Annotated in this window: 20 protein-coding genes; 9 read left to right on the top strand and 11 right to left on the bottom strand. The window is 64.7% G+C overall.

The genetic code is table 11. From position 1 onward, the window contains the following. Window positions 1-84: 84 nt before the first annotated feature. The 8 genes from RT97_RS27655 to RT97_RS27690 form a co-directional block, all read right to left on the bottom strand. Window positions 85-1,272 (bottom strand): dihydrodipicolinate synthase family protein, encoded by a 1,188-nt coding sequence (locus tag RT97_RS27655; protein WP_042582069.1) that lies wholly within the window; start codon window positions 1,270-1,272, stop codon window positions 85-87. Window positions 1,273-1,285: 13 nt separating this feature from the next. Continuing rightward, complete coding sequence (locus tag RT97_RS27660; protein WP_042582070.1) at window positions 1,286-2,449, bottom strand: Gfo/Idh/MocA family protein; 1,164 nt, start codon at window positions 2,447-2,449, stop codon at window positions 1,286-1,288. Between the two features lie 32 nt (window positions 2,450-2,481). After that, window positions 2,482-3,912, bottom strand: coding sequence for an enolase C-terminal domain-like protein (locus RT97_RS27665; protein ID WP_042582071.1), 1,431 nt, complete (start codon window positions 3,910-3,912; stop codon window positions 2,482-2,484). A gap of 8 nt (window positions 3,913-3,920) precedes the next feature. Then, a complete protein-coding gene (locus RT97_RS27670; RefSeq protein WP_042582072.1) occupies window positions 3,921-4,700 on the bottom strand; it encodes an ABC transporter ATP-binding protein in 780 nt (259 codons plus the stop codon). A 43-nt stretch (window positions 4,701-4,743) separates the two neighbouring features. Then, window positions 4,744-5,760, bottom strand: coding sequence for an ABC transporter substrate-binding protein (locus RT97_RS27675; RefSeq protein WP_042582073.1), 1,017 nt, complete (start codon window positions 5,758-5,760; stop codon window positions 4,744-4,746). A gap of 41 nt (window positions 5,761-5,801) precedes the next feature. Then, a complete protein-coding gene (locus RT97_RS27680) occupies window positions 5,802-6,575 on the bottom strand; it encodes an ABC transporter permease (RefSeq protein WP_042582074.1) in 774 nt (257 codons plus the stop codon). A gap of 36 nt (window positions 6,576-6,611) precedes the next feature. After that, window positions 6,612-7,595, bottom strand: coding sequence for a tripartite tricarboxylate transporter substrate binding protein (locus tag RT97_RS27685; protein WP_042582075.1), 984 nt, complete (start codon window positions 7,593-7,595; stop codon window positions 6,612-6,614). Between the two features lie 147 nt (window positions 7,596-7,742). Then, window positions 7,743-8,399, bottom strand: coding sequence for a TetR/AcrR family transcriptional regulator (locus tag RT97_RS27690; protein WP_013542345.1), 657 nt, complete (start codon window positions 8,397-8,399; stop codon window positions 7,743-7,745). 93 nt (window positions 8,400-8,492) lie between these two features. On the opposite strand from RT97_RS27690, the gene RT97_RS27695 reads away from it, so the two are divergent. Next, window positions 8,493-10,217 carry a thiamine pyrophosphate-binding protein gene (locus RT97_RS27695; protein ID WP_042582076.1) on the top strand — a complete coding sequence of 575 codons (1,725 nt, stop codon included), beginning with the start codon at window positions 8,493-8,495 and terminating at the stop codon, window positions 10,215-10,217. Here the strand turns inward: RT97_RS27695 and RT97_RS27700 are convergent. Further along, window positions 10,183-10,476 (bottom strand): hypothetical protein, encoded by a 294-nt coding sequence (locus tag RT97_RS27700; protein WP_042582077.1) that lies wholly within the window; start codon window positions 10,474-10,476, stop codon window positions 10,183-10,185. The genes RT97_RS27695 and RT97_RS27700 overlap by 35 nt on opposite strands. A gap of 103 nt (window positions 10,477-10,579) precedes the next feature. Here RT97_RS27700 and RT97_RS27705 point away from each other — a divergent pair, with 103 nt between their 5' ends. Continuing rightward, window positions 10,580-11,359: an AraC family transcriptional regulator gene (locus RT97_RS27705; protein WP_042582078.1), complete on the top strand. Its 780-nt coding sequence runs from the start codon at window positions 10,580-10,582 to the stop codon at window positions 11,357-11,359. A gap of 39 nt (window positions 11,360-11,398) precedes the next feature. On the opposite strand, the gene RT97_RS27710 is transcribed toward RT97_RS27705, so the two are convergent. Continuing rightward, window positions 11,399-11,842, bottom strand: coding sequence for an SWIB/MDM2 domain-containing protein (locus tag RT97_RS27710; protein WP_042582079.1), 444 nt, complete (start codon window positions 11,840-11,842; stop codon window positions 11,399-11,401). Between the two features lie 155 nt (window positions 11,843-11,997). Beyond that, window positions 11,998-12,921: a DMT family transporter gene (locus RT97_RS27715; RefSeq protein WP_042582080.1), complete on the bottom strand. Its 924-nt coding sequence runs from the start codon at window positions 12,919-12,921 to the stop codon at window positions 11,998-12,000. Window positions 12,922-12,957: 36 nt separating this feature from the next. Here RT97_RS27715 and RT97_RS27720 point away from each other — a divergent pair, with 36 nt between their 5' ends. The 7 genes from RT97_RS27720 to pheS all read left to right on the top strand — a co-directional run bounded on the left by RT97_RS27720 (window position 12,958) and on the right by pheS (window position 19,806). After that, a complete protein-coding gene (locus RT97_RS27720; protein ID WP_042582081.1) occupies window positions 12,958-13,371 on the top strand; it encodes a gamma-glutamylcyclotransferase family protein in 414 nt (137 codons plus the stop codon). 218 nt (window positions 13,372-13,589) lie between these two features. Beyond that, on the top strand, window positions 13,590-14,909 hold the full coding sequence (gene aceA / locus RT97_RS27725) for an isocitrate lyase (RefSeq protein ID WP_042582082.1): 1,320 nt from the start codon (window positions 13,590-13,592) through the stop codon (window positions 14,907-14,909). A 332-nt stretch (window positions 14,910-15,241) separates the two neighbouring features. Then, window positions 15,242-17,149, top strand: a complete 1,908-nt coding sequence (thrS, locus tag RT97_RS27730; RefSeq protein ID WP_042582083.1) for a threonine--tRNA ligase — start codon at window positions 15,242-15,244, stop codon at window positions 17,147-17,149. A gap of 101 nt (window positions 17,150-17,250) precedes the next feature. Next, window positions 17,251-17,874: a translation initiation factor IF-3 gene (infC, locus tag RT97_RS27735; RefSeq protein ID WP_080898454.1), complete on the top strand. Its 624-nt coding sequence runs from the start codon at window positions 17,251-17,253 to the stop codon at window positions 17,872-17,874. Window positions 17,875-18,028: 154 nt separating this feature from the next. Then, complete coding sequence (rpmI, locus tag RT97_RS27740; protein ID WP_007832497.1) at window positions 18,029-18,232, top strand: 50S ribosomal protein L35; 204 nt, start codon at window positions 18,029-18,031, stop codon at window positions 18,230-18,232. 24 nt (window positions 18,233-18,256) lie between these two features. Beyond that, window positions 18,257-18,616, top strand: a complete 360-nt coding sequence (gene rplT, locus RT97_RS27745; RefSeq protein WP_007832499.1) for a 50S ribosomal protein L20 — start codon at window positions 18,257-18,259, stop codon at window positions 18,614-18,616. Between the two features lie 113 nt (window positions 18,617-18,729). Next, complete coding sequence (pheS, locus tag RT97_RS27750; RefSeq protein ID WP_042582085.1) at window positions 18,730-19,806, top strand: phenylalanine--tRNA ligase subunit alpha; 1,077 nt, start codon at window positions 18,730-18,732, stop codon at window positions 19,804-19,806. Window positions 19,807-19,834: the final 28 nt, after the last annotated feature.

The raw sequence follows: 19,834 nt of genomic DNA on the forward strand, positions 1-19,834 counted from the left end.
AGTGCCCGCCCGGCCGCCCGAAGGGCACTGAGCGCCCCCTCGGGGGGCAGCGATGCACGAAGTGATGAGCGTGGAGGCGCATGACTAGCTTTCCACGCCGTGCAGGGCCAGCAGCGTCTTCATGCGCCGCACCGCCAACTCCGGCTGCTCCAGCAGGTTCGCCGCATCCGCGAGGCGGAACAGTTCCGCGAAGTGCTGCAGCGAGCGCGTGCTCTGCTGGCCCCCCACCATCGTGAAGTGCTTCTGGTGGCCATTGAGCCAGGCCATGAACACCACGCCCGTCTTGTAGAAGCGCGTGGGCGCCGCGAAGATGTGGCGCGAGAGCGGCACCGTGGGCCCGAGGATCGCGTGGAACTTCTCGGTATTGCCTTGGGCCAGTGCGCCGAGCGCTGCGCTGGCTGCGGGCGCGATGGCGTCGAAGATGCCGAGCAGTGCATCGCTCTTGCCGTGCGTGGGCTCGTCGCCGAAGCCGTCGCCTGCGATCAGCTCGGCGTAGTTGAAGTCGTCGCCGGTGTACATGCGCACGCCCTTGGGCAGGCGGCGGCGCATCGCGATTTCCTTGTCCTTGTCGAGCAGCGAGATCTTGATGCCGTCGACCTTGTCCGGATGCGCCGCGATGATGCCCACGGCGGTGTCCATCGCCGCATCGATATCCTTCGTGCCCCAGTAGCCAGCGAGCGCCGGGTCGAACATGTCGCCGAGCCAGTGCAGCACCACGGGTTGCTTGGCCTGGCCCAGGATGCGGTCGTACACGCGCTCGTAGTCGGCGGGGCTCTTCGCCACGCGGGCGAGCGCGCGGCTGGCCATCACGATCAGCTTGCCGCCGAGCGCTTCGATGGCGGCCATCTGCTCCTCGTAGCCGCGGATCACATCGTCGACGTTCTTCACGTCGTCGATGTCGAGGTGGTCGGTGCCGCAGCCCGAGGCGACCAGCGCGCCCGGGACGTCTTTCGCGGCATCGAGCGAGCGGCGGATCAGTTCGAGCGACGTGGGCCAGTCCAGGCCCATGCCGCGCTGCGCGGTGTCCATCGCCTCGGCCACGCCCAGGCCCAGCGAGAACAGGTGGCGGCGGTAGGCGATGGTGGTGTCCCAGTCGACCGCGGCCTGCAGCCACGGGTCGACGGCCGCGAACGGGTCGGCCACGACGTGAGCGGCCGAGTAGGCGATGCGGTTGAACTTCACGCCCGCATCGGGCTTGACGGGCGCGGTGCCGCGCAAGGCATAGGGCGCAAGCGCGCCGTTCGCGGTGGGGAGGGTCAGCGAGAGGGCCATGGCAGCTTCTTCTTCAGACCTTCAGCACGGGCACGTCGACCCAGCGGCGGTCCTTCCACGACTCTAGCGCGGCCTCGACCAGCTGCACGCCCTTGGCGCCTTCGGGCAGCGTCCACTTGTAGGGCTCGTTCTCCACCACGTGGCGAATGAAGTGCTCCCACTGGATCTTGAAACCGTTGTCGTAGACCTGCGAGTCCGGAATCTCCTGCCATTGGTCGAAGAAATTCATCATCTGCTTCTCGTCGGGGTTCCACACCGGGCGCGGCGTGGCGACACGCGACTGGGCACGGCAGCTGGAGAGGCCCGCGACGGCCGAGCCGTCGGTGCCGTCGACGTGGAAGGTCACCAGATCGTCGCGGCGCACGCGCGTGACCCAGCTCATGTTGATCTGCGCGATCACCGGCTCGCCGTTGTGGCCGGTCAGTTCGCAGGTGGCGTAGGCCGCGTCGTCGGCGGTGGCTTCGTAGGGCTTGCCGGCTTCGTCCCAGCGCTTGGGGATGTGCGTCGCGCCGATGCACGAGACCGACTTCACTTCGCCGAACAGGTTGTCCAGCACATAGCGCCAGTGGCACATCATGTCCAGGATCATGCCGCCGCCGTCTTCCTTGCGGTAGTTCCAGCTCGGACGCTGGATGGGCTGCAGGTCACCCTCGAACACCCAGTAGCCGAACTCCAGGCGCACGCTGAGCATGCGGCCGAAGAAGCCGGCGCGGCGCAGCATGTCGAGCTTGCGCAGGCCCGGGAGGAACAGCTTGTCCTGCACCGCGCCGTGCTTGAGGCCCGAGCCTTCGGCCAGGCGTGCGATTTCGACGGCTTCGTTCAGGTTGGTGGCGATGGGCTTCTCGCAGTACACGTGCTTGCCGGCGCGGATGGCCTTGGCCAGCAGGGTGGGGCGCATCTGCGTGGTGCCGGCGTCGAAGAAGATCGTGTCGTCCTTGTTCTCCAGCGCCTTGTCGAGGTCGGTGCCCCAGCGCGCGATGTTGTGGGCCTTGGCGAGCGCCTCCATCTTCTCGGCGTTGCGGCCGATGAGGATGGGGTCGGGCATGACCTTGTCGCCGTTCGACAGCGTGACGCCGCCTTGCGCGCGGATCGCGCAGATCGAGCGGATCAGATGCTGGTTCATGCCCATGCGGCCGGTGACGCCGTGCATGATGATTCCGAGACGTTGGGTGGCCATCGTTTTCTTCCTTGGGGTGCGAGAGGGGTGCTTCAGTAGACGGAACGCATGGCGTCCCACGAGATGCCCGCGCCGGGAATGCCGGTGGCAAAGCCGGGCGCGGTGGCGAGCGACGACAGGGGGAGCTGTCCGCCGCGGATGGCGAGGCGCACGGCGCCGTCGCTCAGTTCGTAGAGGCCGGGGTGCAGTTTCAGCAGGGCTTGCTGCTCGGCCTCGGGCACGGCCGCGAGGCCGTTGACGTAGTGGTGTCCGTTGCGCTCGACATGCGACAAGCCGAGCCAGCCGACGAGCGCGAGGTCCTGCTGCACGCCGATGCCGGCCTGCATGGTGAGGTCTTCGCCGGAAAGGAAATAGCGCTCGCTTTTTTCTTCCGCGTTCCAGTGCGCGCAGCGGGCCGCGTTGACCACCGACTTGTAGAAGCCCTTGCAGCTCTTGCTCGATACCCCGGTGTAGCCGAGCGCGCGGGCCTGCACGAAGGCATCGAGCGTGGCGTCCGATTCGTCGATCAGCAACGGGATGCGCTTGCCCAGCGCCGACACGCTGCGCTCCAGGGCCGCATCGCGGCGGATCGGTTGTTCGACGAAGACGGTCTTCTGCGCGAGCTTCCACAGCACGGGCGTGGAGAGCATGCGGTCGAGAAAGACGGCGAAGTCGTCGGCGTCGGCGTACTGCTCGTTGCCGTCGAGCGTCACGAGCTGGGCGTGAAGGTCGATCACGCGGGCGATGCGCTGGAGCCGGTCGATGTCCTGTGCGGTGTTGCCGCAGAGCTTGAGCTTGAAGTGGGTGAGGCCGTAGCGTTTGACCGCCGCGGCGAGCGTGGTGGGGAGGCCGTCGGTCGGTGCGTCCGTCAGCGCGTCGCTCTCGTCGATGGCATCGGCCAGGCCGACGGTGTGGCGTGCTGCGATGCTTGCGCGCGGCGATCGGCTGGCCAGGAACGCGGGCATGTCGAAGCCCGCGAGGTCGTCGGCGAGCCCGCTGCCCGCGATGTCGATGCCGCAGAGGTTGGCGCTCATGGCGGTTGCGAAGCTCGCGCCGGTGTGCAGGCACAACGCATCCATCACGGCGCGGTCGATCAGCGCAGGGCCGTAGCTGGCCACCAGCGCCTGCAGGCCCTTGGCCTTCGCGCGGGCCTGCAATCCAGCGTAGTTCGAGGCGAAGTGCGTCCACGCGGTCTGCGCATCGTCTTCGGCCACATACGCATCGCGCGCATCGCGCAGCGCAAAGCGCAGCTGCTCGAAGTTCTGCTCGTTGTTGAGGGCCGGGTTCTTGTCGAACCACTTGGGCACCATCATCTCGGCCGCGCAGCCCTCGGCCGTGCCACCGTTCTCGAAGCGGATGCGGGCGCGCGCGTACACCTGCGGGCAGGCGGTGACGGTGGCGGCGCCGAAGCGGAACGGGAGCCGCAGCGCCACGTCGCGCTCGGAAAAGCGGATCTCTTCGATGTGAAAGCGGGGCGCGTCCATGTCGGGCTTCAGTGGTCCAGGATGCCCTGCGAGAAGAAATGCGCGCGCACCAGCTTCGTGTACGCGCCGAACTCCGTCGAGGCCATCATGTCGAGCGTGCGCGGGCGCGGCAGGTCGATGTCGTAGACGGCCGCGATCGAGCCGGGGCGCTCGCTCATCACGATCACGCGGTCCGAGAGAAAAATCGCCTCGGGGATGCTGTGGGTGATCAGCATCACGGTCTTCTTCGACGCCATCCAGATGCGCTGCAGCTCCAGGTTCATCTTCTCGCGCGTCATCGCGTCGAGTGCGCCGAAGGGCTCGTCCATCAGCAGCACCGAGGGGTCGTGCAGCAGCGCGCGGCAGATCGAGGCGCGTTGCTGCATGCCGCCCGAGAGCTGCCAGGGGTACTTGCCCTCGAAGCCCTTGAGGCCCGCCATCTCCATGAGCTCGCGCGCCCGGGCCTGCGAGGCAGCCTTGGGAAGGTGGCGCATCTCGGCCTGCAGCAGGATGTTGTCTTCCACGCTGCGCCATGGCAGCAGCACCGCGCTCTGGAACACGATGCCCACGTCCTTTTGCGGGCCCTTGATCGGCTTGCCGGCAAGTGTGAGCTCGCCCCCGCTGATCGGCAGCAGGCCCGCGACCATCTTGAGCAGCGTGCTCTTGCCGCAGCCCGAGGGGCCGACGACGGAGACGAACTCGCCTTCCTGGATGGCGAAGTCCAGCGGCTTGAGCGACTCGACCGGGCCGTCCTTGCTCTGGTACGTTTTGGCGACGCCGCGCGCTTCTATCAGGTTGACTTGGGACATGGGGTGCGTGAAGGGGGACAACAGCGAGCGCGCGGACGAAAGATCAGTTCGGCAGGAAGTCGAGGGTGACGTAGTCTTCCGGCTTGCCGCGTGTGGACGCGTCCATGCCGCCGTACTGCACCAGCAGGTCGAGCGAGTCGTTGACGTTCTTCATCGCCACGCGGAACGGGCGCTGGTTTGCCGTTTCCTTCGTGTGATAAAGCGCCACGCTCTGCTTCATGCCCACGATGAGCGTGTCGCGCACGCCGGCTTTCGGGTTGGCCTTGAGCATCGCATCGACGGCGGCTTCCGGGCTTTTCTCGGCGGCTTCGGCGGCCTTGGTGGAGGCGCGCATGAAGCGCTTCACGAGGTCGGGGTTCTCGGTCAGCAGGTTCTTGTTGGTGATGATCCCGGAGCTGATCTGGTTCACGCCCGAGTCGGCAAAGCGGATCGGCGTCACGGGCTTGCCGGTGGCGTCCTGCAGCTTGATGGCCTGGTCCATCACGTAGCCCAGCAGGAGGTCGGCCTGGCCGTTGGTCACCGCATTGAGCTTGGTCTGGCCGTCGCCCGAGACGATCTTCACCTGGTCGGGCTTGATGTCGTTCACCTTGAGGAAGAGCGGCCACATCTGCGACATCGAATCGCCGGGCGTGACGGCCACCGTCTTGCCGATGATGTCCTTGGGCGTCTTGATGTTCTTCTCGCTGAAGCCCATGACCGACATCGGGCTCACCTGGAACAGCACGCCGGTCGACTTGAGCGGCGCGCCCTTGGCGGCGGCCTTGATCATGGTGGTGACGTCGATGTAGCCGAAGGTCGCCGACTTGGCGGCCACCGCCTGCGCGGTGACGGCGGATCCGCGGCCTTCCTGGATGTCCAGGTCGATGCCCTCTTCGGCGTAGAAGCCCTTTTCCTTGCCGAGGAAGAAAGGCGCGTGCTCGCTGTAGAGGTACCAGTTGAGCATCAGCGTCACCTTGTCCTTGGGCTTGTCTGCCTGGGCATGGGCGGGGGCGGGGGCGATGGCGAAGGTGGCCAGGGCCGTGACGGCGACGGCGAGCATCGAGGGAAGCAGTTTCTTCATGGCGGTTGTCTCCGGGAGTTTTCTGGGTATGACGAAGGAACTCACTGCACGTGGCGCTGCGAGGCGTGCCACGGGATCATCAAGCGCTCGACCAGGTCGACCGCGACGAAAAGGATCACGCCGATGCTCGACAGCACGACCAGCGCGGCGAACATCAAGGGCAGGTCGAAATTGCCGTTGGCCACCTGCAGCACGTAGCCGATGCCCGAGTTGGAGCCGACGAATTCGCCGACCACCGCGCCGACGACGGCCAGCGTGACCGACACCTTCAGGCCGCTGAAGATCGCGGGCAGGGCCTGCGGCAGGCTGATCTTGAAGAAGGTCTGCAGGCGGCTCGCGCCCATCGAGCGGGCCAGGTCGAGCATGTCGGGTTCCACCGACTTGAAGCCCATCACCGTGGACACCACCACCGGGAAGAAGCCCAGCAGGAAGGCGCTGATCACCTTGGGCAGGATGCCGAAGCCGAACCACACCACGAAGAGCGGCGCGATCGCCACCTTCGGAATGCTCTGCGAGAACACCAGCAGCGGATAGACGTACGACTCGACCAGCCGCGAGTAGGCGATGACCATCGCGATCGGAATGCCGATGAGGATCGTGAGGCCGAAGCCGCCGAGCGTGGCGAGCGTGGTCTTCCAGCTCTCGGCGAGCAGGCGCGGCCATTCGGCGACGAGTTGCTTGACCACCTCCCACGGCGGCGGGATCAGGTAAGCCGGGATCTTGAAGAGCCGGATCACGAGGTCCCAAAGCACCAGCAGCAACAGGATCAGCAGGAACGGGCGCAGGGCCGGGGAGAGCAGGAGCTTGCGGAGCATGAAGGGACTCGGATCTTTCTCGGCGCAGGCGGGCTTCTACTGCTGGACCTGCAGGCCCGCGGCCTTCACCAGTTGCGCGTTGCTCGCGATCTCTTCCTTGATGTAGGCGTCGAACTGCTCGGGCTTGAGCGTCCAGGCATCGGCGCCGAGCTTGAGGAAGCGCTCCTTCACCTCGGGCGTGGCGAGTGCCTTGGCCACCTCGTCGTGCAGGCGGTTGACGATGTCGCGCGGCGTCTTGGCGGGCGCCATCATCCCGATCCAGAAGTTGAACTCGGAGCCGGGCACGCCGGCCTCGGTGGTGGTGGGCACGTCGGGCAGGGCCGCCGCGCGCTTGGGCGAGCCGACGGCGAGCGCGAGCAGCTGGCCTTCCTTGATCTGGCCGATCACCGGGGCGATGGGGGAGAAGTAGTAGTCGACACGGCCCGAGAGCACCTCGGTCACCGCTTCGCCCGATCCCTTGAAGGGAATGTTGGTCGCATCGATCTTCGCGGCCATCTTGAACTTCTCGGCGTTCAGGTGCGTGGCGCTGCCCTGGCCGGCGGAGGCGAAGTTCATGCTGCCGGGCTTGGCGCGTGCGGCGGCCAGGAGCTGCGGCAGCGTCTTGATGTTCTTGGTGGGCGAGATGACGAGCGCGTTGGGCAGCGAGGAGATCGGCGTGACGCCGGCGAAGTCGCCCACCGTGTCGAACGGCAGCTTGGCGAAGGTCGAGGGGCTCACCGTGTGCGACGACGAATGGATCATGACCGTGTAGCCGTCCGGCGCGGCCGTGGCCACCGCCTGCTGGCCGATGGTGCCGCTCGCGCCGCCGCGGTTGTCGATCACCAGGGTCTGGCCCATGCTCTGGCTCATCTTGTCGGCGATGGCGCGGGCAATGATGTCGGTGGTGCTGCCCGCCGCGAAGGGAACGATCACGCGGATCGGCTTGGTGGGGTATCCGTTCTGTGCGGATGCGAGGCCCGGCATCAGCGCGGCCAGGGCGGTGAGCGCAGCGAATGCGGTGGTGCGTGCAAGGTGCTTCATGGTTGTCTGTCTCCGCGCGGTCGGGCCGCTGTCTTGAATCGATTCAATTCACCAATAAGTGAATTAGCGATTCTAGGAACGGCTGCGCCGCAGCGTCAACCGACGCCGCCTAGTGAATACCCGAAGGAGTTCTGTAAACGTCCGCGCTCAGCGCAGGACGTAGCCCAGGACCAGGTCGGTCATGTGCGAGAGGCGTTGCGCCATCGCCTTGGGCGCACGCAGGTCACGGCCGAAGATGGCCGAGAGGGTGTGGTTGTTCGAGAGGTAGAAGTAGCACAGCGACGCTATCGAGATGTAGAGCTGCACCGGGTCGACGCCCGCGTGGAACAGGTTCTCGCGGCGGCCGCGCTCGAGGACGGTGTCCAGCAATTGCACCAGCGGAGAGTTCATCTCCTGGATGCGCTCGGAGCGCTTCAGGTGCGCCGCGCGGTGCAGGTTTTCGCTGTTGAGCAGCGTGATGAACTCGGGGTGTTCCAGGTAGTAGTGCCAGGTGAACGACACCAGCTGGCGGATCGCCTCGACCGGCTCGATCTCGTCCAGGTGCAGCCGCTGCTCGGCTTCGCGGATGTCGGCGTAGGTGCGCTCCAGCACCGCCAGGAACAGGTCGTCCTTGCTGCCGAAGTAGTAGTAGATGAGGCGCTTGTTCAGGCCCGCGCGCGTTGCGATGCTGTCCATGCGCGCGCCGGCCAGGCCTAGCTGCGAGAACTCCTCGCGCGCCGCGGCGAGGATGGCGAGCTGCGAGCGGTCCGCATCGCGCGAGCGCGGCTCGAGCGTCTCGATCGGGGAATCCTTCGGTGCCTTCATGGCGCGAATTTAACCATTTGGGGAATTAACGCAAGGCATAAGGAGCAGACGCACATAATTGCCGGAGACATTGCAGCTGAGGTTCGACTTCTCATGAGTACATCACAACCCGCAGGCCACCTGATCGTCGAGTGCCTGATCGCGCAAGGCATGGAGATCGCATTCGGTGTGCCGGGCGAAAGCTTCCTCGCGGTGCTCGACGGCTTTCATGCCTACGGCGACCGCGCGCGCTTCATCGTGAACCGGCAGGAGGGCGGCGCGGCCTTCATGGCCGAGGCGCATGGCAAGCTGACCGGACGACCGGGCGTGTGCTTCGTCACCCGCGGACCGGGCGCGACCAACGCATCGATCGGCGTGCACAACGCGTTCCAGGACTCCACGCCGATGGTGCTGTTCGTGGGCGACGTCGGCAGCGACTTCCGCGACCGCGAGGCCTTCCAGGAGGTCGATTACTGCAGCTTCTTCGGGCCGAGCACGAAGGGATTCGCCAAGCGCGTGGAGCGCATCGACGATGCGGACCGCATTCCCGAATACGTGGCGCGCGCTTTCGCCACCGCGATGAACGGCCGGCCGGGGCCGGTGGTGCTGGTGCTGCCCGAGGACATGCTGCGCACGCAAACTTCAGCGCGGCCTTTGCAGCGCGTGGAGGCAGTGCAGCCTTGGAGCGATCCGGGCGCGCTGCGCACCTTGCGCGAATTGCTGCTGAAGTCGCGGCAGCCGCTGGTGATCGCGGGCGGCGGCGGCTGGACGACGCAGGCCGCGCAGGCGCTGCAGCGCTTTGCCGAGAACTGGCGCCTGCCCGTGACGAACGCCTTTCGCTACCAGGACACCTTCGACAACCACCATCCGCTTTATGCGGGCGACGTCGGCATCGCGATCAACCCGAAGCTCGCGCAGCGCGTGAAGGATGCGGACCTGATCCTCGCGATCGGCCCGCGGCTTGGGGAGATGACGACGGGCGGCTACACGCTGCTCGAAGCGCCGAAGGCGAAGCAGGTGCTGGTGCACATCCACGCGAGCGCGGAAGAGCTCAACCGCGTCTACCAGACTGACCTGGCGATCAATGCCGGCATGAGCGCCGCTGCGCGCAGCCTCGAGGTGCTGAGCGCACCGCCCACGCTGCCGTGGGAGGACTGGACCGCGCAGGCGCATGCGGACTACGAAGCCAACCTCGTGCCCCAGGCGCTGGCCGGCATGCCGGCCGAGATGCCGCGCGGTCCGGTCGACATGGCCGAGGTCGTCGCTCTGCTGCAGAAGCACCTGCCGCCGGATGCGGCCATCACCAACGGTGCGGGCAACTTCGCGAGCTGGGTGCATCGCTACTTCCGCTATCACGGGCTCGCCAAGGGTCCCAAGACGCAACTGGCGCCGACCAGCGGCGCGATGGGGTACGGCGTGCCGGCCGGCATCGCGGCGAACCTGGCGACGGGGCGCGTGGCTTTCACGATCGCGGGCGACGGCGATTTCCTGATGACGGGGCAGGAGCTCGCGACGGCCGCGCAGCACGGCGGCAAGAGCATCGTCGTGCTCCTGAACAACGGGATGTTCGGCACGATCCGCATGCACCAGGAGCGCGAGTACCCCCAGCGCACCAGCGGCACCGCGCTGCGCAACCCCGACTGCTGCGGGCTCGCCCGCGCTTACGGCTATGCAGCCGAGCGCGTGACGGAAACGGGGCAGTTCGAAGCCGCGCTGCTGCGCGCGCTGTCGGCCGAGACCGGCACGCTGATCGAGATCCCGCTGGACCCCGAGGTGATCACCACGCGCGGCACGCTGACGTCGATCAGACGCGCGGCGCAGCAGCCGGCGCAGAACTGAGCGCTGCGCGATGACGGGCCACCTCGTCGCGCAACGTGGGCGAGCGCAACTCGAACACGTCGAACAGGCCGAGCGCTTCGAGGGCGGGCAGCAGTTCGATCAGGTCGCGCTCGGCGGCCTGTTTGGCATCTGCGCCGGCGTTCGGGTCCTGCAGCAACTGCGCGTTGGCGAGGAAGGCAGCGACCGAGCCCTTACGCAAATTGACTCCGTTCCTGACGACGAAATCCTGTCCGTCGGGCAATACATCCTGGGCTTGCATGAGCGTTCCTTTGAAGGCGTTGTGAAGATGACCTCGATGCTAGGGAGCGACGCAGGTTGCGGCTTGCGGTGCGGGGCCAATCGATATCTCCGGCGGGCCAGGCATGGCAACTGAGGCGCCGGTCAGGCTCTGGATCAGCGCTTACGAGGCGCCGCGCGTCACGGGCTACCACGCGCACGAAACAGGGCAGTTGTTCGCCTTGCGCGAGGGATTGCAGGTCATCGAGACGCCTGCGGGGCGCTGGGTGCAGCCGCCGGGCTGGATCGGCTGGATATCGCCGCGTTGCGCGCATGCGGCGCAGAGCTTCGGTGCCACGGCAGGCTGGAGCCTGCACATCGAGCCGGCGATGGCGGCCGGTCTCCCCGAGGGGCCACATGTGTTTGCGACGACGCCGCTGGTGCAGGCATTGGTCGATCGGCTGACGTCGTTCGATGCCTCGTCGGGCGCCGTCGAGGACCGCCGCGCGCGCCTCGTGGGCGTGTTGCTCGATGAGCTTGCGGCGAGCGCTCGGCCGTCGCTTCATCTGCCGATGCCGCAGGACAAGCGCCTGGCCGCGATGGCCACAGCGTTGGCGAACGATCCGGCCGTGCCCGATACCATCGACCAGTGGGCCGATCGCATCGGCATGGCGCGCAGGACGCTCACGCGCCGCTTTGCTGCCGAGACCGGATTGAGCTTCGCGCAATGGCGGCAGCAATCGCGCCTGCTGAAGGCCGTCGAGCTCTTGAGCCTTGGCGAGGCCGTGACGACGGTGGCGCTGACTGTCGGCTACAGCTCGGTGAGCGCGTTCATCGAAACCTTCCGCAAGAACTTCGGCTGCACGCCGGCGCGCTTTTTCGAGGAGGGCGTGGCCTTGCCGCAGGCGAAAAAAAAGCCGGCGTGAGCCGGCTTTTTGATTCAGGAGCGCAAGGCCCCTGGGTGCTTACTTGACGTGCTTGCCAATCAGCGCGGCCAGTTCGAACATCGACACTTGCGCCTTGCCGAAGATTTCCTTCAGCTTTGCGTCGGCGTTGATGTTGCGCTTGTTGGCCTTGTCTTGAAGGTTGTTCTTCTTGATGTAGTCCCACAGCTTGCTCACGACAGCGGTGCGCGGCAGAGGCGTCGAGCCGACCACAGCGGCGAGTGCCGGGCTGGGGGTCAGGGCCTTCATGAAAGCAGCGTTCGGGGTGCGCTTCTTGGCGGGAGCGGCCTTCTTTGCAGGAGCAGCCTTCTTTGCCGGTGCGGCCTTCTTCGCAGGAGCAGCCTTCTTTGCGGGAGCAGCCTTCTTCGCCGGTGCAGCCTTCTTTGCAGGAGCCGCAGCCTTCTTTGCGGGAGCGGCCTTCTTTGCCGGAGCTTTCTTGGCCGGAGCCTTCTTTGCAGTTGCCATGGTTGATTTCCTTTTTTGGTTGAACATTCACCAATGAAAAACTTGCGTCTCCAGTGGCAATGCGGATGCTAAAGGAGAAAAAACGCGTTTCCAAGGGAAAAAGCGGTTTTTTCATTGGGAGTTGTTGTTTTTTCAGAGGGGAGAAGCCTCGTTTTTCACGTTCGGCGCCCAGGCCACGTCGCAAGCACCACGCCCGCGAGCGCAAGCGCGAACGCAATCAGCTGCGGCGAAGAGAGGGTTTCGCCGAGCACGAACACACCCACGAGGGCCGCGCTGACGGGCAGCAGCACTGCGAAAACGCCGGCCTGTGCAGCGGGCACATGGCGCAGGCCCGTCATCCAGAGCCACACCGTCCAGATGCTCGCAGCGAGCGCATAGGCCGCGAGCAGAAGCCAGATGCCACCGTGCACCGCGCCGAAGTCGAACGACAGCGCGAACCAGATCCCGAAGGGCGTCGAGAGAACGAAGCCGCAGAGGTTGATGAGCGACGCGATGCGCTTGGGCCCCAAGCGCCCAGTGAGCGACTTGCCGATCACCGCATAGGCGGTCTCGCACAGCACTGCGCAGAACACCAGCAGGTTGCCAAGCCACGGCATCGACGCCTTCGCTGCGTCGGGCGAAACCGGCGTATGCGCGGGGCTGAGGGCCAGCAGGCCGATGCCGAGCGCGGCGCATGCAATGGCCAGACCGATGCGCACCGTGATGCGTTCGCGCAGGAACAGCCAACTCGCCACCGCGACGACTGCCGGGATCGACGCCATGATCACGCCCGCCGACACCGCGCTCGTCATGCTCACGCCGTACAGCATGCAGATCGAGAACAGGAAGTTGCCGAGGAACGATTCGAGGAAGACGAGCCAGCGCGTGTGCGCCGTCATCGGCGGTTCGTCCGCACCGCGCTTGAGCCAGTGCGGCATGGCAAGCGCGGCGATGCCGAAGCGCAGCCATGCGAGCAGCAGCACCGGAAAGGCAGCAACGAGGGGCTTGGAGAGGGCGACGTAGGCGCCGACGAGCGACATGCTCAGGGCCAGGCAGCCGTAGGCGACGAGGCGGCCGGAAGCGGGGGTGGCGGAGTTCAATAGACTGAAGTTTTGTTGTTGCGGAGAGCGGATTCGATGATGCCCCACGTTTTTGTCTACGGCACGCTGCGCCGCCTTGGGCGCAACGACATCGCGCGCTACCGGCCGGCGCCTGTCCTTGTCGGAGAGGCAAGCATTGCCGGGACGCTGTACGACCTTGGCGCCTATCCAGGCATCGTGCTCGGTGGCGCGGGGCGCGTGAAGGGCGAGATCTATCGCATCGAGCCTGCGGTCGAGGCGGCGCTCGACCTGCTGGAAGAGGTGGCCGAAGACGATTCGGGCGAGTACATCAAGCGCGAGGTTCGCATCGCGCTCGATGCGCAGTGGCTCGATTGCCTGGTCTACGAGATCCATCCTTCGCGAATCGAGGGACGCCCGGTGATTGGCGGCGGAGACTGGATTGCGCATGCTGCCGAGATGTCGCCAGCGTTTTCATCACCAAAAGGTTGATTGCACATCGTGGAAGGACGGCCTGTTGCGCCGCAATATTTTTTCTCAATATGAGAAAAATAATTTCGCATTGAGAGATATAACTGTAAGTTGTTGATTTTATTGATTGAAAAATATGTCTTCTATAAGACATAAGAGTCTCGGATCGAATTACAGTTGATCCCAAGGCCGCAGCGCCCACCCGCTTTCAACCCTTCAATCAACCTCACGGAGTGACCATGCCCCAGACCCTCACCGAACAACTGAGCCGCGAACAGCAGATTGCAGCCCTCGAAAAAGACTGGGCCACCAATCCGCGCTGGAAGGGCATCAAGCGCGGCTACAGCGCCGCCGACGTCGTGCGCCTTCGCGGCTCCTTCCCCATCGAGCACACGCTGGCCCGCCGCGGCGCCGAAAAGCTCTGGGACCTGGTGAACAACGAGCCCTACGTCAACTGCCTCGGCGCACTCACCGGTGGCCAGGCGATGCAGCAGGTCAAGGCCGGAGTGAAAGCCATCTACCTGTCGGGCTGGCAAGTCGCCGCCGACAACAACAGCTACGCCTCGATGTACCCCGACCAATCGCTGTACCCGGTGGATTCGGTGCCCCAAGTGGTCGAGCGCATCAACAACACCTTCCGCCGCGCTGACGAGATCCAGTGGTCCAAGAACGTGAATCCTGGCGACAAGGGCTACACCGACTACTTCGCGCCCATCGTGGCCGACGCCGAAGCCGGTTTCGGCGGCGTGCTCAACGGCTTCGAACTGATGAAGGCCATGATCAAGGCCGGCGCCGGCGGCGTGCACTTCGAAGACCAGCTCGCTTCGGTCAAGAAGTGCGGCCACATGGGCGGCAAGGTGCTCGTGCCCACGACCGAAGCAGTGCAAAAGCTCATCGCGGCCCGCATGGCAGCCGACGTTTGCGGCACGCCGACGCTCGTCATCGCCCGCACCGATGCGGAAGCGGCCGACCTCATCACCAGCGACTACGACGAAAACGACAAGCCCTTCCTGACCGGTGAGCGCACCGCCGAAGGCTTCTACAAGACCAAGAAGGGCATGGACCAGGCCATCAGCCGCGCTGTTGCCTACGCCTACTACGCCGACCTGGTGTGGTGCGAAACCGGCACGCCCGACCTCGAGTTCGCCCGCAAGTTCGCCGAAGCCGTGCACAAGGTCCACCCGGGCAAGATGCTGGCCTACAACTGCTCGCCGTCGTTCAACTGGAAGAAGAACCTCGACGACGCCACCATCGCCAAGTTCCAGAAGGAACTGGGCGCCATGGGCTACAAGTACCAGTTCATCACGCTGGCCGGCATTCACTCGATGTGGTTCAACATGTTCGATCTGGCGCAGGACTACGTGGCGCGCGGCATGTCGGCCTATGTCGAGAAGGTGCAAGAGCCCGAATTCGCAGCGCGCGACCGCGGCTACACCTTCGTGTCGCACCAGCAGGAAGTGGGCACGGGCTACTTCGACGAAGTGACCACCGTGATCCAGGGCGGCAAGTCCAGCGTGACCGCGCTGACCGGCTCGACCGAGGAAGAACAGTTCCACTGATCTGAAAGCGCAGGGCTTTCCCTGGCACTTTGAAGCCCGGCCATGTGCCGGGCTTTTTTGTGCGGCCCCGGCGAGGACGAGGCGCTCGAAAATGCAGGCGCCACGGCGTGGGCGGGCAGAAGTTAGAATCGTCGTCTCTGCACTCAACAAGAGCGAGAAAGGCACCTTGGTTATGACACCGCGAACTACTCCGCAAGGATCGAGCGGCTTTTTCTTCTTCGACGCGATCGAAGGAAAGGGCCGGTAGCCCGCGCTCGCTGGTTTCTTCCAGCTCCCAACCAAGCAAAGCGCGGCATCCACCGCGCTTTTTTGTTTTTCTCCCGAGGTTTCACATGATCCAGATCACGCTCCCCGACAACTCGCGCCGCGAGTTCCCAGGCCCGGTTTCGGTGGCCGAAGTGGCCCAGTCCATCGGCCCTGGCCTCGCAAAGATGACGGTGGCCGGCAAGGTCGACGGCCGGCTCGTCGATGCCAGCGACGTCATCGACCATGACGCCAAGCTCCAGATCATCACGCCCAAGGACGACGAGGGCCTGGAGATCATTCGCCACTCGACGGCTCACTTGGTCGGCCACGCGGTCAAGCAGCTCTACCCGACGGCCAAGATGGTGATCGGTCCGGTGATCGATGAGGGCTTCTACTACGACATCTCCTTCGAACGCCCCTTCACGCCCGAGGACATGGCGGCGATCGAAGCGCGCATGCGCGAGCTGATTGCGCAGGACTACGACGTGGTCAAGAAGATGACGCCTCGTGCCGAGGTGATCGAGGTCTTCAAGTCGCGCGGCGAAGACTACAAGCTGCGCCTCGTCGAGGACATGCCCGACGAGCAGGCGATGGGCCTGTACTACCACCAGGAATACGTCGACATGTGCCGCGGCCCTCACGTGCCGAACACGCGCTTCCTGAAAGTCTTCAAGCTCACGAAGCTGGCCGGCGCCTACTGGCGCGGCGACGCCAAGAACGAGCAACTGCAGCGCATCTACGGCACGGCATGGGCCGACAAGAAGCAGCTCGACCAGTACATCCAGCGCATCGAGGAGGCCGAGAAGCGCGACCACCGCAAGCTCGGCAAGGAACTCGACCTGTTCCACATCGACGAAGTGGCGCCGGGCGTGGTGTTCTGGCATCCCAAGGGGTGGGCGGTGTGGCAGGCGGTCGAGCAGTACATGCGCGGCATCTACCGCGACACGGGTTATTGGGAAGTGAAAGGCCCGCAGATCCTGGACAAGAGCCTGTGGGAGAAAACGGGCCACTGGCAGAATTACCGCGACAACATGTTCACGACGGAGTCGGAGAAGCGCGAGTACGCGTTGAAGCCGATGAACTGCCCGGGACACGTGCTGATCTTCAAGAGCGACTTGCGCAGCTACCGCGACCTGCCGCTGCGCTACGGCGAGTTCGGCCAGTGCCACCGCAACGAGCCCAGTGGCGCGCTGCACGGCATCATGCGCGTGCGCGGCTTCACGCAGGACGATGGCCACATCTTCTGCACGGAAGACCAGATCCTCGACGAATGCATCGCCTACACGGAGCAACTGCAGAAGGTCTACGCCGACTTCGGCTTCACGGACATCCTCTACAAGGTCGCAACGCGTCCCGAGAATCGCGTCGGCTCCGACGAGCTGTGGGACAAGGCCGAGCATGCGGTGATGGAGTCGCTGCGCCGCTCAGGTGTCGATTTCGTGATCTCGCCCGGTGATGGCGCCTTCTACGGCCCAAAGATCGAATACACGCTGCGCGATGCGATTGGCCGCCAATGGCAGTGCGGCACGATGCAGGTCGACTTCAATACGGCCGAGCGCCTGGGCGGTGAATACGTGACGGAATCGAGCGGCCGCGCGCACCCTGTGATGCTGCATCGCGCCATCGTGGGGAGCCTGGAGCGTTTCATCGGCATGCTCATCGAACACCACTCCGGCGCGATGCCAGCATGGCTCGCTCCGGTGCAGGTGGCGGTGCTCAATATCAGCGAAGGGCAGGCCGATTACGCTGCGCAAGTTGCGAAAACGCTGCAAAATCAAGGGCTTAGAGTGCAGCTTGACCTGCACAACGAGAAGATTACGTATAAAATACGGAAGCATTCGTTGCAAAAGCTCCCTTACATCCTCGTCGTGGGCGACAAGGAAAAGGAAGCAGGTGCCGTCGCAGTGCGCGCCCGGGGCAACCAAGACCTCGGAGCAATGTCCCTCGAATCGTTCGTGCAACGGCTCGTCCAGGATGTTGCCGACAAGCGTTGATTTGTCTCTGAAACACCCCATATGTTTCCTTGCCAAATCGTGCCGCTTGTCCGCGAGGACTGACCGGCGTTCGCTACAGATTTTGTAGCAAATTTTGAAGGATTCTGACCATCGCTACTGCATTTCGCGACCGCCGCCACCGCGAGGAACGCCAACACCGCCTGAACCGGGAAATCATGGCCCCGGAAGTCCGCCTTGTAGGCCCGGAAAACGAGCCATTGGGTGTTATGAGTCTCTCGGAGGCCCTGCGCCTCGCCGGCGAGGCTGATGTGGATCTGGTGGAGGTCGTCGCGGCGGCCAATCCGCCGGTATGTCGCCTGATCGAGTACGGCAAGTTCAAGTACCACGAGCAGAAAAAAGCGGCCGAGGCGAAGTCGAAGCAGAAGGTCATCGAGGTCAAGGAAATCAAGTTCCGGCCCGGTACCGACGACGGCGACTACAACATCAAGATGCGCAACATCAAGCGCTTTCTTGAAGAGGGCGACAAATGCAAGATCACGCTGCGCTTCCGCGGCCGCGAGATCACGCACCAGGAGCTCGGTCTGGCACTCTTGCAGCGCATTCGCGACGAACTGGGCGACCTGATCATGGTCGAGCAGTTCCCCAAGCTGGAAGGCCGGCAGATGATCATGATGATCGCGCCGGGCCGCAAGAAGGCTGGTGGCGGTGCTCCCAAGCCGGCAGCAGATGCTGCGCCGGCAACGGCGCCCGCGGCAACCGCCTGAGGCGTTTGCGGCAGACGAGGTTTTGAAGGGATTTCGCCGTTGCCGGCGCTTTGAAAGAAGTGCCGGCAGGGGCGAGATAAAGAAGTGTCTCGGGGCCAACAAGTCCGTGGAGTATCCGCGGCGCCTCACGAGCACAAACTAAAGGAGCATTCACATGCCCAAAATGAAGACCAAGAGCAGCGCGAAAAAACGTTTCCGCGTTCGTCCCGGTGGCACCGTCAAGCGCGGTCAAGCCTTCAAGCGTCACATCTTGACGAAGAAGACCACCAAGAACAAGCGTCACCTCCGCGGTGCAGTCGCAGTGCATGAGACCAACATGGTTTCTGTCGCCGCCATGCTGCCCGGCCGTGGCATTTAACTCAGACGAACAAGGAGTACACACATGCCTCGCGTCAAACGTGGTGTAACGGCTCGCGCCCGCCACAAGAAAGTTCTCGCACTCGCCAAGGGTTTCCGCGGTCGCCGCGGCAATGTCTTCCGCGTCGCCAAACAGGCGGTGATGAAGGCAGGCCAATACGCCTACCGCGACCGCCGTACCAAGAAGCGCGTGTTCCGTCAGCTGTGGATCGCGCGTATCAACGCCGCCTCGCGTGAACTGGGCCTGACCTACAGCCAGTTCGCCAACGGTATCCGCAAGGCCGGTATCGAGATCGACCGCAAGATGCTTGCGGACATCGCCGTGCACGACAAGGCCGCTTTTGCCGGCATCGTGGAGCAGGTCAAGGCCAAGCTGGCTGCTTGATTCTGTACAGCAGGGGTGCTGCCTCCGGGCAGCTTCCTGCGCCCACGGCTCAAGGGCTGGCGCTTGAAAAGGCTCCAGCTCTTTTTTATTTCCCTTCGAAGATTTTTGTTGCTATGAACGAGTTGGACTCCCTGGTCGACACCGCACGCGCCGCCTTCGCCGAAGCGAAAACGCCCGCCGAGCTCGAAAACGCCAAGGCCCAGTTCCTCGGCAAGTCGGGCCGCATCACCGAGCTGATGAAGGGCATGGCCGCGCTGAGTGTCGAAGAGAAGAAGTCCCGCGGCGCCGCGATCAACGTGGGGAAGCAGGCCATCGAGTCCGCGCTGACCGACCGTCGCCAGCAACTGGCCGACGAAGAGCTCGCCCTGCAATTGCGCGCCGAAGCGCTCGACGTGAGCCTGCCCGGCCGTCGCCGCATTCCCGGTGGGTTGCACCCCGTGAGCCGCACCCTGGAGCGCATCGAGGAGATCTTTTCCAGCATGGGCTTCGACGTCGCCGATGGCCCCGAGATCGAGAGCGACTGGCACAGCTTCACCTCGCTCAACAACCCGCCGAACCATCCTGCGCGCTCGATGCAGGACACCTTCTACGTCGACCTCAACGGCGACGACGGCATCCCCTACAACCTGCGTCCGCACACCAGCCCGATGCAGGTGCGCTACGCGCATCAGCACATCAAGAAGTACGCGGCCGAATTCGCCGCTGCCGCAGCCGACACCACCGGCACCGTGAAGGCGCCCGAGATTCGCGTGATCGCTCCCGGCCGCACCTACCGCGTCGACAGCGATGCCACGCACTCGCCCATGTTCCACCAGTGCGAAGGCCTCTGGCTTGGCGAGAACGTGAGCTTCAAGGACCTGAAGGTCGTCTTCACCGACTTCTGCCGCACCTTCTTCGAACGCGACGACCTCGTGCTGCGCTTCCGCCCGAGCTTCTTTCCGTTCACCGAGCCGAGCGCCGAGATCGACATCCAGTTCGCAAGCGGCCCGCTCGCCGGCCGCTGGCTCGAGGTGTCGGGCTCGGGCCAGGTGCATCCGAACGTGGTGCGCAACATGGGGCTCGACCCCGAGCGCTACATCGGCTTCGCATTTGGCATGGGCCCCGACCGGCTCACGATGCTGCGCTATGGCGTGAACGACCTGCGCCTCTTCTTCGACGGCGACCTGCGTTTCCTCTCGCAGTTCCAGTAAATACCCATCCCTAGAAAAACAGATCGAG

The sequence above is a fragment of the Variovorax paradoxus genome (assembly GCF_000834655.1).
GTDB classification, from domain to species: Bacteria; Pseudomonadota; Gammaproteobacteria; order Burkholderiales; family Burkholderiaceae_C; genus Variovorax; species Variovorax paradoxus_F.

Bases quoted from the DNA above. Each gene is read 5' to 3' on its own strand.
- RT97_RS27655 (WP_042582069.1), bottom strand. From the start codon at position 1,272: ATGGCCCTCTCGCTGACCCTCCCCACCGCGAACGGCGCGCTTGCGCCC.
- RT97_RS27660 (WP_042582070.1), bottom strand. From the start codon at position 2,449: ATGGCCACCCAACGTCTCGGAATCATCATGCACGGCGTCACCGGCCGC.
- RT97_RS27665 (WP_042582071.1), bottom strand. From the start codon at position 3,912: ATGGACGCGCCCCGCTTTCACATCGAAGAGATCCGCTTTTCCGAGCGC.
- RT97_RS27670 (WP_042582072.1), bottom strand. From the start codon at position 4,700: ATGTCCCAAGTCAACCTGATAGAAGCGCGCGGCGTCGCCAAAACGTAC.
- RT97_RS27675 (WP_042582073.1), bottom strand. From the start codon at position 5,760: ATGAAGAAACTGCTTCCCTCGATGCTCGCCGTCGCCGTCACGGCCCTG.
- RT97_RS27680 (WP_042582074.1), bottom strand. From the start codon at position 6,575: ATGCTCCGCAAGCTCCTGCTCTCCCCGGCCCTGCGCCCGTTCCTGCTG.
- RT97_RS27685 (WP_042582075.1), bottom strand. From the start codon at position 7,595: ATGAAGCACCTTGCACGCACCACCGCATTCGCTGCGCTCACCGCCCTG.
- RT97_RS27690 (WP_013542345.1), bottom strand. From the start codon at position 8,399: ATGAAGGCACCGAAGGATTCCCCGATCGAGACGCTCGAGCCGCGCTCG.
- RT97_RS27695 (WP_042582076.1), top strand. From the start codon at position 8,493: ATGAGTACATCACAACCCGCAGGCCACCTGATCGTCGAGTGCCTGATC.
- RT97_RS27700 (WP_042582077.1), bottom strand. From the start codon at position 10,476: ATGCAAGCCCAGGATGTATTGCCCGACGGACAGGATTTCGTCGTCAGG.
- RT97_RS27705 (WP_042582078.1), top strand. From the start codon at position 10,580: ATGGCAACTGAGGCGCCGGTCAGGCTCTGGATCAGCGCTTACGAGGCG.
- RT97_RS27710 (WP_042582079.1), bottom strand. From the start codon at position 11,842: ATGGCAACTGCAAAGAAGGCTCCGGCCAAGAAAGCTCCGGCAAAGAAG.
- RT97_RS27720 (WP_042582081.1), top strand. From the start codon at position 12,958: ATGATGCCCCACGTTTTTGTCTACGGCACGCTGCGCCGCCTTGGGCGC.
- aceA (WP_042582082.1), top strand. From the start codon at position 13,590: ATGCCCCAGACCCTCACCGAACAACTGAGCCGCGAACAGCAGATTGCA.
- thrS (WP_042582083.1), top strand. From the start codon at position 15,242: ATGATCCAGATCACGCTCCCCGACAACTCGCGCCGCGAGTTCCCAGGC.
- rpmI (WP_007832497.1), top strand. From the start codon at position 18,029: ATGCCCAAAATGAAGACCAAGAGCAGCGCGAAAAAACGTTTCCGCGTT.
- rplT (WP_007832499.1), top strand. From the start codon at position 18,257: ATGCCTCGCGTCAAACGTGGTGTAACGGCTCGCGCCCGCCACAAGAAA.
- pheS (WP_042582085.1), top strand. From the start codon at position 18,730: ATGAACGAGTTGGACTCCCTGGTCGACACCGCACGCGCCGCCTTCGCC.